At 60.3% G+C, this 13,714-nt stretch carries 14 protein-coding genes; 9 read left to right on the top strand and 5 right to left on the bottom strand.

Annotated elements, in window-relative coordinates:
- Positions 1 to 26 precede the first annotated feature (26 nt).
- The 4 genes from EV130_RS19515 (at position 27) to EV130_RS19500 (ending at position 4,841) form a co-directional block, all read left to right on the top strand.
- Positions 27 to 734 (top strand): ABC transporter ATP-binding protein, encoded by a 708-nt coding sequence (locus tag EV130_RS19515; protein WP_074062808.1) that lies wholly within the window; start codon positions 27 to 29, stop codon positions 732 to 734.
- Positions 731 to 3,274, top strand: a complete 2,544-nt coding sequence (locus EV130_RS19510; protein ID WP_132661106.1) for an ABC transporter permease — start codon at positions 731 to 733, stop codon at positions 3,272 to 3,274. The genes EV130_RS19515 and EV130_RS19510 overlap by 4 nt, the downstream gene beginning before the upstream one ends.
- Positions 3,275 to 3,453: 179 nt before the next feature.
- Complete coding sequence (locus EV130_RS19505) at positions 3,454 to 4,182, top strand: Bax inhibitor-1/YccA family protein (RefSeq protein WP_074062810.1); 729 nt, start codon at positions 3,454 to 3,456, stop codon at positions 4,180 to 4,182.
- 101 nt (positions 4,183 to 4,283) lie between these two features.
- The gene (locus EV130_RS19500) at positions 4,284 to 4,841 is read left to right on the top strand and encodes a GNAT family N-acetyltransferase (protein WP_074062811.1); all 558 of its coding nucleotides are present in this window, start codon (positions 4,284 to 4,286) and stop codon (positions 4,839 to 4,841) included.
- A gap of 5 nt (positions 4,842 to 4,846) precedes the next feature.
- On the opposite strand, the gene EV130_RS19495 is transcribed toward EV130_RS19500, so the two are convergent.
- The 3 genes from EV130_RS19495 to acnA all read right to left on the bottom strand — a co-directional run bounded on the left by EV130_RS19495 (position 4,847) and on the right by acnA (position 9,174).
- Entirely contained in the window at positions 4,847 to 5,248 is a 402-nt protein-coding gene (locus tag EV130_RS19495; RefSeq protein WP_074062812.1) for a DUF2794 domain-containing protein, read from the bottom strand.
- 275 nt (positions 5,249 to 5,523) lie between these two features.
- Positions 5,524 to 6,264, bottom strand: coding sequence for a DUF1223 domain-containing protein (locus EV130_RS19490; protein WP_074062813.1), 741 nt, complete (start codon positions 6,262 to 6,264; stop codon positions 5,524 to 5,526).
- Positions 6,265 to 6,483: 219 nt separating this feature from the next.
- Positions 6,484 to 9,174, bottom strand: coding sequence for an aconitate hydratase AcnA (acnA, locus tag EV130_RS19485; RefSeq protein WP_074062814.1), 2,691 nt, complete (start codon positions 9,172 to 9,174; stop codon positions 6,484 to 6,486).
- Between the two features lie 260 nt (positions 9,175 to 9,434).
- Here acnA and ccmA point away from each other — a divergent pair, with 260 nt between their 5' ends.
- The 5 genes from ccmA (at position 9,435) to EV130_RS19460 (ending at position 12,450) form a co-directional block, all read left to right on the top strand.
- A complete protein-coding gene (ccmA, locus tag EV130_RS19480; RefSeq protein WP_074062815.1) occupies positions 9,435 to 10,082 on the top strand; it encodes a heme ABC exporter ATP-binding protein CcmA in 648 nt (215 codons plus the stop codon).
- A 115-nt stretch (positions 10,083 to 10,197) separates the two neighbouring features.
- Positions 10,198 to 10,857: a heme exporter protein CcmB gene (gene ccmB / locus EV130_RS19475; protein WP_074062816.1), complete on the top strand. Its 660-nt coding sequence runs from the start codon at positions 10,198 to 10,200 to the stop codon at positions 10,855 to 10,857.
- 58 nt (positions 10,858 to 10,915) lie between these two features.
- The gene (locus tag EV130_RS19470; RefSeq protein WP_074062817.1) at positions 10,916 to 11,677 is read left to right on the top strand and encodes a heme ABC transporter permease; all 762 of its coding nucleotides are present in this window, start codon (positions 10,916 to 10,918) and stop codon (positions 11,675 to 11,677) included.
- A gap of 3 nt (positions 11,678 to 11,680) precedes the next feature.
- Entirely contained in the window at positions 11,681 to 11,848 is a 168-nt protein-coding gene (ccmD, locus tag EV130_RS19465; RefSeq protein WP_074062818.1) for a heme exporter protein CcmD, read from the top strand.
- A complete protein-coding gene (locus EV130_RS19460) occupies positions 11,845 to 12,450 on the top strand; it encodes a DsbE family thiol:disulfide interchange protein (protein WP_074062819.1) in 606 nt (201 codons plus the stop codon). Before ccmD ends, EV130_RS19460 begins: the two co-directional genes overlap by 4 nt.
- Here EV130_RS19460 and EV130_RS19455 read toward each other — a convergent pair.
- Positions 12,447 to 13,034 carry a DUF2585 domain-containing protein gene (locus tag EV130_RS19455; protein ID WP_074062820.1) on the bottom strand — a complete coding sequence of 196 codons (588 nt, stop codon included), beginning with the start codon at positions 13,032 to 13,034 and terminating at the stop codon, positions 12,447 to 12,449. The genes EV130_RS19460 and EV130_RS19455 overlap by 4 nt on opposite strands.
- A complete protein-coding gene (locus EV130_RS19450; protein ID WP_074063369.1) occupies positions 13,031 to 13,675 on the bottom strand; it encodes a septation protein A in 645 nt (214 codons plus the stop codon). Before EV130_RS19450 ends, EV130_RS19455 begins: the two co-directional genes overlap by 4 nt.
- Positions 13,676 to 13,714 lie beyond the last annotated feature (39 nt).

The raw sequence follows: 13,714 nt of genomic DNA, 5'->3' as shown, positions 1-13,714 counted from the left end.
TGCAATTCATATAGGGCGATTTTCTGTTGGCAAAAACCATCATCGAGCTCAAGCAGGCAGATTTGACGCTGGGCAACGCGGCAGCCTCCGTTCATGTCTTGAAGGGCATCGACCTTTCGGTCGCCGCCGGCGAGTCGGTCGGCATCGTCGGTCCATCGGGCTCGGGAAAGTCCACGCTGCTGATGGTCCTTGCCGGCCTTGAGAGGCTCGATAGCGGCGAGATCAACATAAACGACACGCCGTTGCACGCCCTCAGCGAGGATCAGGTCGCCGATTTCCGTGGCCGCAATATCGGCATCGTCTTTCAGTCGTTCCACCTGATCGCCAACATGACGGCACTTGAAAACGTCGCAGTCCCGCTTGAACTTGCGAATGTGGCGAACCCCTTCGACATTGCACGTCGCGAGTTGAAATCGGTCGGGCTCGGCGAGCGGCTGAGCCACTACCCGGGCCAGCTTTCGGGGGGCGAGCAGCAGCGTGTCGCCATCGCGCGCGCCCTTGCACCTTCGCCCGCCCTTCTCATCGCCGACGAACCGACCGGTAATCTCGACACCGATACCGGCCGCCAGATCGCCGATCTGCTCTTTTCCAAGCAGGCCGAACGCGGCATGACGCTGCTGCTCGTCACGCATGACGTCTTTCTTGCCGATCGCTGCTCGCGGCAGATCAAGGTCCGTTCGGGCAGGATCGAAGGCGACAGCGCAAAGCGCCATTCCGAAGCGGCCATCGCATGAAGCTCGTCGCCCCGCGCACCGCGCTTGCCTTCCGCCTTGCCCTTCGCGAACTGCGTGGCGGTTTCAGGGGCTTTTACATCTTCCTTGCCTGTATCGCGCTCGGTACCGGCGCGATCGCCGCTGTCAACTCCATCTCGCAATCGATCACCGCTTCGATCGCTTCCCAGGGCCAGGAACTGCTTGCCGGCGACGTCCGCTTCGAGCTGAACAATCGTGAAGCAACCGAGCCGGAGATGGATTTCCTGCGGAGCCTTGGACAAGTTTCCATCTCAACCGGTCTTCGTTCCATGGCACGAAAGCCGGACGGGTCCGATCAGGCACTCGTTGAGGTCAAGTCGGTGGACGATACCTATCCGCTTTACGGCAAATTCACCGCCGAACCGGAGCACCCGCTCGCCGCTCTGCTTTCCGATCAGAACGGAACCTACGGCGCTGTTGCAGCACCTCTCTTGCTGGAACGGCTCGGTCTTGCAGTCGGCGACGAGATACTGCTTGGCAATGCCACCCTCAGCATCACCGGCACGGTGAAGACCGAGCCGGACGCGCTTTCAGAAGGTTTCGGATTTGCGCCACGGCTTTTGGTCAGCCGCCAGGCCCTGGTTGCGTCCGGGCTCATCCAGACCGGCAGCCTTGTCGAGCATGTCTACAAAATCAAGCTCGATGCGCCCTCAGAGCGCGCAAACGTGCGCGACCGCGCCACCAGGGAGTTCCCATCGGCGGGCTGGTCGATCCGAACCAGCGACCGCGCGGCTCCGTCTCTGACCGAAAATATTACCCGCTTCTCGCAGTTCCTTACGCTCGTCGGCCTTACCGCACTCATCGTCGGCGGTGTCGGCGTCGCCAACGCCGTCCGGGCCTTTCTGGATGCGAAGCGCACGACGATCGCGACGTTCAAGTGCCTGGGGGCTCCTGCTGCCGTCGTCGTCCTTGTCTATCTCTTCCAGATTGCGATCATCGCATCTGCCGGCATCCTGTTGGGCCTCGTCATCGGCGCCTTGTCGCCGATGCTTGCCGCACAATTTTTGGCACAGTTCCTGCCGGTTTCCACCGAACCGACGCTTTATCCGAACGCGCTGCTGCTGGCCGCGCTCTTCGGCATCCTGACCACTCTCGCCTTTGCCATCATGCCGCTCGGCCATGCCCGGGAAGTGCCTGCAACCGCGCTCTTCCGCGAACAGGGCTTTGAGGCACGCCGCCTGCCCTCGTTGCCCTATATTTTGCTTGCCGCGCTCTTCATGGCGGCGCTTGCCGGTCTTGCGATCCTCACCGCCTATGACCGATACATCGCCGTCATCTTCGTCGGCGCGATTGTTTTTGCCTTCGTCATCTTGCGCGCCGTCGCAGCACTGATCGCCTGGCTCGCCAAGCGCAGCCCGCGGGTCAGTTCACCGGCGCTCAGGCTTGCAATCGGCAACATCCATCGCCCTGGCGCACTGACGCCGTCCGTCGTCCTCTCGCTCGGCCTTGGCCTCGCGCTGCTGGTCACCCTGACGCTCATCGACGGCAACCTGCGCCGGCAATTGACCGGCCGCATGGCAAACGGCGCACCGAATTTCTTCTTCGTCGACATCCAAAGCGCTGAGGTCGAAAACTTCCGCAACCTGATCAGCCGGCAGGCGCCGGCAGGCAAGCTCGTCGAAGTTCCGATGCTGCGGGGCCGCATTCTGGCGCTGAACGGCACGGACGTGACCAAGATCCAGGTTCCGCCAGGCGGCCAGTGGGTGCTGCGGGGCGACCGCGGCATCACCTATTCCGAGACGATACCGGAAAACGCCTCGCTGACAGAGGGAAGCTGGTGGCCGCAGGACTACAGCGGCGAACCGCTTGTTTCCTTCTCCTCCGAAGAAGCCAGGGAACTCGGCCTCAAAATCGGCGATACCGTCACCGTAAACGTGCTCGGCCGTAACCTGACGGCCAGGATCGCAAACTTGCGGAAGGTCGAGTGGGAATCGCTATCGATCAATTTCGTCATGGTCTTTTCGCCGAATACCTTCCGCGGAGCTCCGCATGCATGGCTGGCAACGCTGACCGATCCTTCGGCGACGCCGGCCATCGAAGCGTCGATCCTGAAATCGGTGACCAATACCTACCCGACGATCACCAGCGTGCGCGTCAAGGACGCGATCGATATCGTAAACACGCTGGTTGCGCAGCTTGCAACTGCAATCCGCGCCGCCGCCTCCGTAGCGCTCGTCTCCTCTGTTCTGGTGCTCGCCGGCGCGCTTGCTGCCGGTAACCGGGCCCGAACGCACGACGCCGTCGTCCTGAAGACGCTTGGCGCGACGCGGGCGATGCTCATCCGCGCCTTCAGCTACGAATATCTGATCCTGGGGGTTGCAACAGCGGTCTTTGCATTGATCGCCGGCGGCGCTGCGGCCTGGTTCATCGTCAGCCGCATCATGCGGATGCCTTCGACCTTCCTGCCGGATGTCGCCGGCCTCACGCTGGTCACCGCCCTGGTGCTGACAGTCGGCATCGGGCTCATCGGCACCTGGCGCATTCTCGGCCAGAAGGCAGCACCCGTTTTGCGCGAACTATGAAAACTGCGACTGACGAAGTCCTTCACCTTACGGCGATTTAACCCGATCGCGGGTTGCAAGGGCCTTGTTTGCGAAAGGCGAAAGGCTCATATTACCGCTAGGCATGCTGGAGCTCCGCAGCGGCGCCCGGGTCGTATAGCCCGACACCGTATTCCCATCGGAGCTTTTAAGAGGAAACTATGGCTGACCTTCGTAACTACCAAACCCGCGCACAAACTGGCGAGATGATCGATCAGGGCCTGCGCTCCTACATGCTCAAGGTCTACAACCTGATGGCGCTGGGTCTGGCGATCACGGGTGTAGCGGCATTTCTGTCATTCCAGCTCGCTTTTGCCGATGGTCAATTGACCGCCTTCGGCCAGGCGATCTATGTGAGCCCGCTGAAGTGGGTCGTGATCTTAGCTCCGCTGGCTCTGGTGTTTTTCCTGAGCTTCCGGATCGGCCGCATGAGCGTTTCCGCAGCGCAGACGACCTTCTGGGTCTATGCCGCGCTGGTCGGATTGTCACTGTCGTCGCTGCTGCTGATCTACACGGGCGAGAGCGTCGTTCAGACGTTCTTCATCACGGCGGCCTCCTTCGGCGCCCTGTCGCTCTACGGCTACTCGACAAAGCGTGACCTGTCGGCGATGGGCTCGTTCCTGATCATGGGCCTCTTCGGCCTGATCATTGCTTCGCTCGTCAACATCTTCCTGGCCTCCTCGGCGATGCAGTTCGCGATCTCCGTGATCGGTGTCCTGATCTTTGCAGGCCTTACGGCCTACGACACGCAGCGAATCAAGGAAATGTACTTCGAAGCCGATGATGTTGCCGTTGCCGGCCGGAAGGCGATCATAGGCGCGCTGACGCTCTACCTCGACTTCATCAACCTGTTCATGTTCCTGTTGCAGTTCCTCGGCAACCGCAGGTAACTGGACAGCATCACTGAAAAGGCGGCTCCGGCCGCCTTTTTTATTGCACGTCAGGTCATGGAGTGTTTTCTAAAGGCATTCATCAACGACCGGCCGGCCCAATGCCTTTCCTTCTTCGTGACGCCACCCTTTCCGACCTTCCCGCAATCGCGGAAATCTATCGCGACTCAGTCCTCAATGGCGTTGCGAGCTACGAGATCATCCCACCTTCCGAAGCGGAGATGACCACTCGCTTCTGCGCCAATACCAGTTCTGGATATCCCTATATCGCAGCGGTTGACCAGAATGGAGCCCTGCTCGGCTATGCCTATGCTTCCGCTTTCCGCACCCGGCCTGCCTATCGCTGGATGGTGGAGGATTCGATCTATCTCGCGCCTGCAGCACGCGGCCTTGGCATCGGCCGGGCACTGCTAACAGCGCTGATTTCACGCTGCACGCAACTGGGCTTCCGCCAGATGGTCGCCGTCATCGGCGGCGCCCATCCGGCTTCGATCGCGCTTCATCGCGCACTAGGCTTCGAAGAGACCGGTCTGCTGAAGGGTAGCGGCTACAAACACGGCCGCTGGCTCGACACGATGATCATGCAGCGGCCGCTCGGCGATGGCAAGGACAGCGATCCTGATCCGTCGGTCTATCCCGGCACTCTGTTTGAGGTCTGACGCCGTCACGTCTCGACGAGCTTGAGCACCTTGTCGAAGACCTTCAACACCTGCTGCAGGTCATGGCCGCGCTTCAAGATCATGCCGTTTGCATTGATCACGCAGTAGGCGCCCTGCTTGGCGGCGAGCCTCGGATCTTTCTCGATGCGGAAAAGCGGCGTCTCGCCCGAACGTTTGAAAACGGCGAAGACCGCCTTCTCCTTCAGATGGCCGATGGCGTAATCTTTCCACTCGCCTTGGCCAACCATCCTTCCGTAGATCCACAAAATCGCGTCCAACTCGCGACGATGAAAGGTCACCGGCGGCGGGTCCTTGCTTTGCTTGTATTCTTTTAAATCGACGACGACCGAGGAACTACCACTGGCGGAACGGGCGTCGCCATGCCGCAAATCCGGCTGATCTGTCATCAGTCTCCCAAGCCTCCGCTTATGACAGGAGTACGACAGTTTGCCCGAGCCACATCAAATTGCAAGTGCAGCGACCATCACATTAAACATATGCTGTGCAATCTCCCGAGTGCCGCATTTCAGTCAAAACAGCGCCTCATTTCCGGAGGAAATTCGCTCACCGATTTGGCGCCAGCGCGCCAAAGGGCCCGGCTGAGCGTATCGACCTTAACCCCAGCCCCGAATACGATCAGCCGGGCCGCCTCGTTCATCCGCCTCGAAGCAGGTAAAGCCGATCAGATATTCTTGCCTGCCATGACGATGGTTGCGCCGACAATCGCAGCCGGATCGCCGTCGGCTGTCGTTGCCTGAAGCAGGATGGCGCAGCCTTCCAGTCCCGGCTTCTGCAGGACGCTTGCAGGCAGCGTCAGGCTTGCGGCCTTGCCGTCCCACATGCCGACTGTTTCGACATCGCTGACGCTGTTGAGATAGGAAATCTTCTTGCCGCTGTTTTCGCCCTTTTCGACGTCGATCGTCTTTTCCTTGTCGAAATAGACAAGCACGACATTGGCCTTGCCATCGCCGGCACCGATCTTGATCTCGAGCTCGTCGCCGCGCAGCTGCGCGGCCACGGGCACGGTCAAGCCCTTGCCTTCCGTCGAAAATGTATCGATCTTGCCATAGATGGCAGAAAGGTCAGACCCGGTGAGGTGATCGCGGCCGTTGACCACGACCTGCGGCGTATAGACGTTGCTGCGGCCCATCATCCGCGCGTAACCATACTGCCGCTCGGTGTTTTCCTTCGAACTGAGCGTGTCCGTCCACCCAAGATAATTCCAGTAGTCCACGTGATAGGCGAGTGCGATGACATCGCCCTGGGCAACCAGTTTCCGGAAGGCCGCATCGGCGGGAGGACAGGACGAGCATCCCTGCGAGGTGAAAAGTTCGACGACGCCTTTCAGCTTGCCATCTTCGGCATGAAGCGGCGCTGCAAGCACCATACCGGCGACCAACCAGATCAAAAAACGCGGCGTCATTCCAACCTCTTTTCCAGAGACACGCAGCAGACCGAAAACCGCAGCCCTGACTTAGGCCCGTAGAGATAATCCTTCCGGCTGCAAACGGAAAGTCACGAAGGGGTGAGACGCCGCCTGCCGGCACAGCTCGTGGAACACATCGGCGTGAGATGGAGACCGCAAAGAAAAACCGCCGAAGATTGCTCTCCGGCGGCCATTGTCTGCCCTGTTTCTCAACAATCAGGCAGCGAGATCGCGCAGAACCGTCTGCAGGATGCCGCCGTTGTTGAGGTAGATCACTTCGTCGAGCGTATCGACGCGCGACAGGAGGGGAACCTCCTTCACCGTGCCGTCGCCGTAGGTGATCTTGGCGATCTTTTTCTCGCGCGGCTTGATGTTTTCCAGGTCCTCGATGGTCACGGTCTCGTCACCCTTGAGGCCAAGGCTCTGCCAGGTCGTGCCGTCTTCGAAGACGAAGGGGATGACGCCCATGCCGACAAGGTTCGAGCGATGGATGCGCTCGAAGGACTGCGCGATAACGGCCTTGACGCCGAGCAGGTTGGTGCCCTTGGCCGCCCAGTCGCGGGACGAACCATTGCCGTATTCGACACCGGCGAAGATGACGAGCGGAACGCCCTCTGCCTTGTATTTCATGGCCGCATCGTAGATCGATTCCTCTTCCTTCGACGGATAGTGGATCGTATAGCCACCTTCCTTGCCGTTCGGGCCAAGCATGTGATTGCGAATGCGGATGTTGGCGAAGGTGCCGCGCATCATCACTTCATGGTTGCCACGGCGCGTGCCGTACTGGTTGAAGTCCGCCACCCCGACATTGTGCTCGAGCAGGTAAGAACCGGCCGGAGACGCAGCCTTGATCGAACCGGCCGGAGAAATGTGGTCGGTGGTGATCTTGTCGCCGAACAGGCCCAGGATGCGGGCGCCCTTGATGTCGGAGGTACCGCTGCCCTTCTTGCCCATGCCGACGAAGTAGGGCGGGTTCTGGACATAGGTCGAATCGTCGTCCCAGGCGTAGGTCTGCCCCGGAGGGACCTGGACGGCCTGCCAGTTTTCATCACCCTTGAAGACATCCGCATACTTGGTTTCGTAAAGTTCGCGGGTGACGTATTTGAGGATGAACTCCTGAACTTCCTTCGAGGTCGGCCAGATGTCCTTGAGATAGACCGGCTTGCCGTTCTGGTCTTCGCCGATCGGCTCCTTGGTCAGGTCCTTCTGGACGGTGCCGGCGAGTGCGTAGGCAACGACGAGCGGCGGGGATGCCAGATAGTTCGCCTGGACGTCCGGCGAGATACGGCCTTCGAAGTTGCGATTGCCCGAAAGCACGCCCGAAACGATGAGGCCCTTGTCATTGATCGTCTTGGAGACCGGCGCCGGCAGCGGGCCGGAATTGCCGATGCAGGTCGTGCAGCCGAAGCCGACGAGGTTGAAGCCGAGCTTGTCCAGGTCGGCCTGCAGGCCGGACTTGGCGAGGTATTCGCCAACGACCTGCGATCCAGGCGCCAGTGAGGTCTTGACCCAGGGCTTGGTCTTCAGGCCCTTGGCAACGGCGTTGCGGGCGAGCAGGCCGGCAGCAATCAGAACCGAAGGGTTCGAGGTATTGGTGCAGGATGTGATGGCGGCAATGGCGACGTCGCCATGGCCGAGATCGAAGTCGGTGCCTTCGACCGCGTAACGGTTCGAAAGCTGGCCCGGCTTCTTGTAGTCTGCCTCCATCGAGGTGGCGAAACCGGACGCGATGTCTTCGAGCGCGATGCGGCCCTCAGGGCGCTTCGGACCTGCCATAGACGGCACGACGTCGCCGAGGTCGAGTTCCAGCGTGTCGGTGAAGACGAGGTCGGAACCGTCGCCTTCGCGCCACATGCCCTGTGCCTTCGAATAGGCTTCAACGAGCGCGATCCGGTCATGCGTGCGCCCGGACATGGTGAGGTAGTTGACGGTTTCGCCGTCGACCGGGAAGAAGCCACAGGTGGCGCCATATTCCGGGCCCATGTTGCCGATCGTCGCACGGTCGGCCAGAGGCATGTTGTCCATGCCGGGGCCGAAAAACTCGACGAACTTCGAAACGACGCCCTTCTTGCGCAACATCTGCACGACGGTCAGAACAAGGTCTGTCGCCGTGACGCCTTCCTTGAGCTTGCCGGTAAGCTTGAAGCCGATGACCTCCGGCAGGAGCATCGAGACCGGCTGGCCGAGCATGGCGGCTTCTGCTTCGATGCCGCCGACGCCCCAGCCAAGAACGCCGAGGCCGTTGATCATCGTCGTGTGCGAGTCTGTACCGACGCAGGTGTCGGGATAGGCGATCGTCTCACCGTCCTCATCCTTCGTCCACACGGTCTGGCCAAGATATTCGAGATTGACCTGGTGACAGATGCCGGTCCCTGGAGGAACGACGCGGAAATTCTTGAATGCCTGCTGGCCCCACTTCAGGAAGCGGTAGCGTTCGCCGTTGCGCTGGTATTCAAGTTCGACGTTCTTGGCGAAGGCCTGCGGCGTGCCGAATTCATCGACGATGACAGAATGGTCGATGACGAGGTCGACAGGCACGAGCGGATTGATCTTTTCGGGATCGCCGCCGAGCGAGACCATTGCGTCGCGCATCGCGGCGAGGTCAACCACCGCCGGAACGCCGGTGAAGTCCTGCATGAGCACGCGTGCCGGGCGATAGGCGATTTCGTTTTCGACGGAGCCCTTGTTGTTCAGCCATTCGGCGACAGCGAGGATGTGCTCCTTGGTGACCGACTGGCCGTCTTCGAATCGCAGCAGGTTCTCGAGCAGAACCTTCATTGAATATGGAAGCTTCGATACGCCCTTAAGACCATTGGCTTCAGCCTTCGGAAGGCTGTAATAGACGTAGTCCTTTCCGTTCACGGAAAGCGTGGAGCGACAATTGAAGCTGTCAAGAGATTTAGACACGAGAGACCCCGTTTCTGATAGCCAACACAGTCGTGCGGACGCCTATGCACTAATGCACATCAGGATGCGGGTACGGCCATTTCCGCTGTCCGCACGTGGAGAGGTTTCTCCATGTTCGGCGCAAGGATGAAATTCACGCCGGCCGCTGGCGTGGTTGCGGGTCTTATAGATAATTTCTAAGAAAGGTGCCAGAGAGGGCTCGGCCCATTTGGGACATTTTTTGCGTCGCGGTGACTAAAAACTTATTGAACGGAAAACCTATGCATCTCGACGCCTCCAATCTCGCTGCCAGGCGGGGCGAAGACCTGATTTTCGCAGACTTGTCCTTTCGCCTCGAGGCAGGCGAAGCGCTGGTTTTGACTGGGAAAAACGGATCGGGAAAGTCCACTTTGCTGCGCGTCGTGGCCGGTCTTTTAGGGCCGGAAAGGGGCACGGTTGAATTCACTGATTCGCGTGGTGGAACGGAGCGGAATGCGCGTGAGGTCAGCCACTATCTCGGCCATCGCAACGCGATGAAAAGCGAGCTGACCGTCTCCGAAAATCTCGCCTTCTGGCAAAACTTTCTCGGCGACGTGCTCGGCGTATCGCAACTGTCGATCGAAGACGCGGCCGCCGCCGTCGGCCTTTCGGGCATTACGCATCTTCCCTTCGGCTACCTCTCCGCAGGCCAGCAACGCCGCTTTGCCTTCGCCAAGCTGCTCGTCGCCTACCGCCCGGTCTGGATTCTCGACGAGCCGACCGCAGCACTCGACGCAAGCGCCGACCGCCTGTTTGCCGATCTCATCGACGCCCACCGGAAAAAGGGCGGCATCGTTGTCGCCGCGACCCACCAGCCGCTCGGGCTTGAAAATTCCCGGGAACTGAAGATGACGGGCTTTGCGGGTGCGGATCGGGGAGTTTGGGGTTGACGAAGCTTGTGACAGACCTCGAGAAGCAGCAAGCAGCGCCGCGCGTGAACCCCTTGCTCTTGTTCAAAGGGCTTGGAGAGGGGTGCCTGGCCATCCGCGTAGAAGGACACCCGGCATGACCGCCCTCTTCTTCCGCGACCTGAAACTTTCCATCCGCGCCGGCGGCGGCGCCCTGATCGGGGTGCTGTTTTTCCTCACCGTCGTTGCTGTCATCCCGTTCGGCGTCGGGCCGGACCTGAACCTGCTTTCGCGGATCGGTCCCGCCATCGTCTGGATTGGCGCGCTGCTTGCGGCACTGCTGGGTCTTGACCGGCTTTTCCAAGCCGAACGTGACGACGGTTCGCTGGACTTGATGCTGATGCAGGAAACGCCGCTCGTGCTGACGGTCCTTGTCAAGTGCTTCGCGCATTGGACGGCGACCAGCCTGCCCTTGGTGATTGCCTCCCCGTTCCTCGGTCTCTTCATGAACATGGACGAGATCGCGATCGGCGCAACGGTACTGACGCTCTTGGCCGGCTCGCCCGCCATCACCTTCATCGGCGCCGTCGGCGCGGCTGTCGCCGTCGCTCTTCCGCGCGGCGGGCTCTTGGTGTCGATCCTTGTTCTGCCATTGACCATTCCGGTGCTGATCTTCGGCGTCAGCGCCACCTATGCGGCAGTGGAAGATCCGGCACCTTTCCTGCCCCCTTTCCTCATTCTGATCGCATTGACGATGTTCTTTGCCGTCATCGGTCCGGCGGCCGCAGCACTTGCGCTGCGAAACACATCGGATTGATCGGCTCTTTGATCACGATCAATTGCGGGAGCACCGCGTTCAAGGTAAATAACCGGTCATGAACGAAACAAGCCTTGCCATCAGCAAATTCAGCGATCTCGCCAATCCGACGCGGTTTCTGGCGCTGGCGCAGCGCACCATCCCGTGGATGGCGGCGGCAACGGCGCTCTGTCTGATTGTCGGATTGTACCTCAGCTTCTCGACGAAAGGCGACTACCAGCAGGGCGAAACCGTCCGCATCATGTATCTCCACGTGCCTTCGGCCTGGCTTTCGATGATGTGCTACACCGTGATGACTATTTCGGCGATCGGCACGCTCGTCTGGCGCCATCCGCTGGCCGATGTCTCCGCCAAGGCCGCCGCACCACTCGGCGCTGCCTTCACTCTCCTTGCATTGGTCACCGGTTCTCTCTGGGGCAAGCCCATGTGGGGGACCTGGTGGGTCTGGGACGCGCGGCTGACGTCGGTCTTCATTCTCTTCCTGATGTATCTCGGCCTGATTGCGCTGAACCGCGCCATCGATGATCCGTCAAGGGCCGCCCGTGTCACCGCGGTTCTGATCCTCGTCGGGTTCGTCAATATCCCGATCATCAAGTTTTCGGTCGACTGGTGGAACACGCTGCATCAGCCTGCAAGCGTCGTGCGCCTCGCCGGCCCCGCGATCGACCCGGAGTTCCTGCGCCCGCTTTTCGTGATGGCGATCGGCTTCACGCTGCTCTTCTTCACGCTGCACGTCATGGCGATGCGCAACGAAATCTGGCGGCGCCGCGTTGCCGCCCAGCGCCGTCTGGCCGCGCGGCTGGCAAGCCGTGAGGATTGACCGATGACGCATGCCTTTTACGTTTACAGTTCCTATGGGTTCGCCGCTTTCGTCACCATCGCCGTGACGCTGTGGATCTGGGTGGACGGGCGCGCGCGGCAAAAGGAACTGGCGGCCCTCGAAGCTTCGGGTATCCGCCGCCGTTCGGCGCGTCCGAAGGATAGCCAATGAGCACGCCGCAGGCAGATCGACCAAAACCGCGCGGCTTTGCCCGTTATGCGCTGGCATTGATCCCGCTCGTGGTTTTCGGTGGCATTGCCGCGACGGCAGCAAAGATGCTTTACGATCAGGATTTTCACGGCAAGAACATTTCCGAGATTCCTTCAGCGCTGATCGGCACCAAAGCTCCGGCATTGAACCTGCCACCGCTGGAAGGGTCAAATCTGCCGCCGCTGACGGATAGTGCGATCAAGGGCAAGCTGACGCTGGTCAATGTCTTTGCCTCCTGGTGCCTTCCTTGCCGGGAAGAGCATCCAATCCTGACGGAACTGGCAAAGGACAAGCGGCTCAACATCGTCGCGATCAACTACAAGGACAAGAACGACAGCGCGCTGCGCTTTCTCGGCGAGCTCGGAAACCCCTATGCAGCAATCGGTGTCGATCCGAATGGCAAGGCGGCGATCGACTGGGGCGTCTACGGCATTCCTGAGAGTTACCTGGTCGCCACCGACGGCACGATCCTCTATAAACGCGTCGGCCCCTTCGACGATGTCAGCCTCAAGGAAGGCCTCTATCCGGCAATGGAAAAGGCGCTCGGGAAACCGGTTTCCTAGACCGCACTTTGCCAGGCCTTGACCGCCTCGACTGGAAAGATCAGCATCAGCACGTTGAGCGTCAGGTTGTCACGGATCATGTAACCCGTAAAGATCTCGAAAAAGAAGGCGATGGCGACTGTGAGCGCGATCGGAGCGCGGGCAGCGAAGAAGAAGCCGGCGACCATGAAGACGGTGTCCATGGCCGAGTTGAGGATACTATCGCCGTAATAATCGAGGGAGATCGTCGCCGCGCGGTAGCGCTCGATGATGATCGGCGAGTTCTCGAGCAGTTCCCAGCCGGATTCGACGACAAGCGCCAGAAGCAGGCGCACGGCGATCGGCCTGTTGCGTAGCACCAGATGCGCCAGCCCATAGAACAGGAAGCCGTGAATGATGTGGGACGGCGTGTACCAGTCCGAAAGATGCTGGGAATTGCCGCTCGAGTTGACGACGCCTTCCCACAGCTTGACATAGCCGCAGGAGCAGATCGGCGTGCGGCCCATCAGGTACTCGGCAGCGATCTGGAGGATCAAGACCGCCAGGCAGGCCGCGAACCAGAAATTCTGATGTCTCGCTCTTTGCGCTGCACTGAACGCCGTCACTTCTCGGTTTCTCCTGCAGGAGTTATCGAATGCTTCATGATGAGCGGCATCTGCGCCATGGTGAAGATGATGGTGATCGGCATCGTCCCCCAGACCTTGAAGGTCACCCAGAAGTCATCGGAAAAATTGCGCCAGACGGCTTCGTTCAGAACGGCAAGGAACAGGAAGAAGATGCCCCAACGAACCGTCAGCTTGCGCCAGCCTTCAGCGTCGAGCTGAAAGGCCGCGTTGAACACGTAGCCGAGCAGCGACCTGCCAAGGGCAAGCCCGCCCAAAAGAGCGACACCGAACAGCGTGTTGACGATCGTCGGCTTCATTTTGATGAAGGTTTCGTTCTGCAGGTAGATCGATAGCGAACCGAAGATCAAGACGACGATGCCTGACACGAAGGGCATGATCGGCAGATGACCGAGGACGAGCTTGGAAACGACGAGCGAGACGATCGTCGCCGCCATGAAAAGTCCCGTCGCCACGAAGAGCGGCCCGCCGAGTTCCGACAATGCGGGGAATTGCTCGACCAGCCAGGCGCCACGCAGATTGGCGAAGAAGAAGATCAGCAGCGGCCCGAGTTCCAGCGCCAGCTTCAGCATCGGATGGTGGCGGTCGGCGGCGCTGGGGGTCATATCGCTTTCAGTGGTCATGTATTCGTCAAACCTGTTCGTCGTTTGCATGGGCTTGCG

It is taken from the genome of Rhizobium azibense, assembly GCF_004342325.1.
Classification (GTDB): Bacteria; Pseudomonadota; Alphaproteobacteria; order Rhizobiales; family Rhizobiaceae; genus Rhizobium; species Rhizobium etli_B.
The sequence above is the reverse complement of the archived record's forward strand: the minus strand, read 5'-3'. Positions and strand labels throughout refer to the sequence as shown.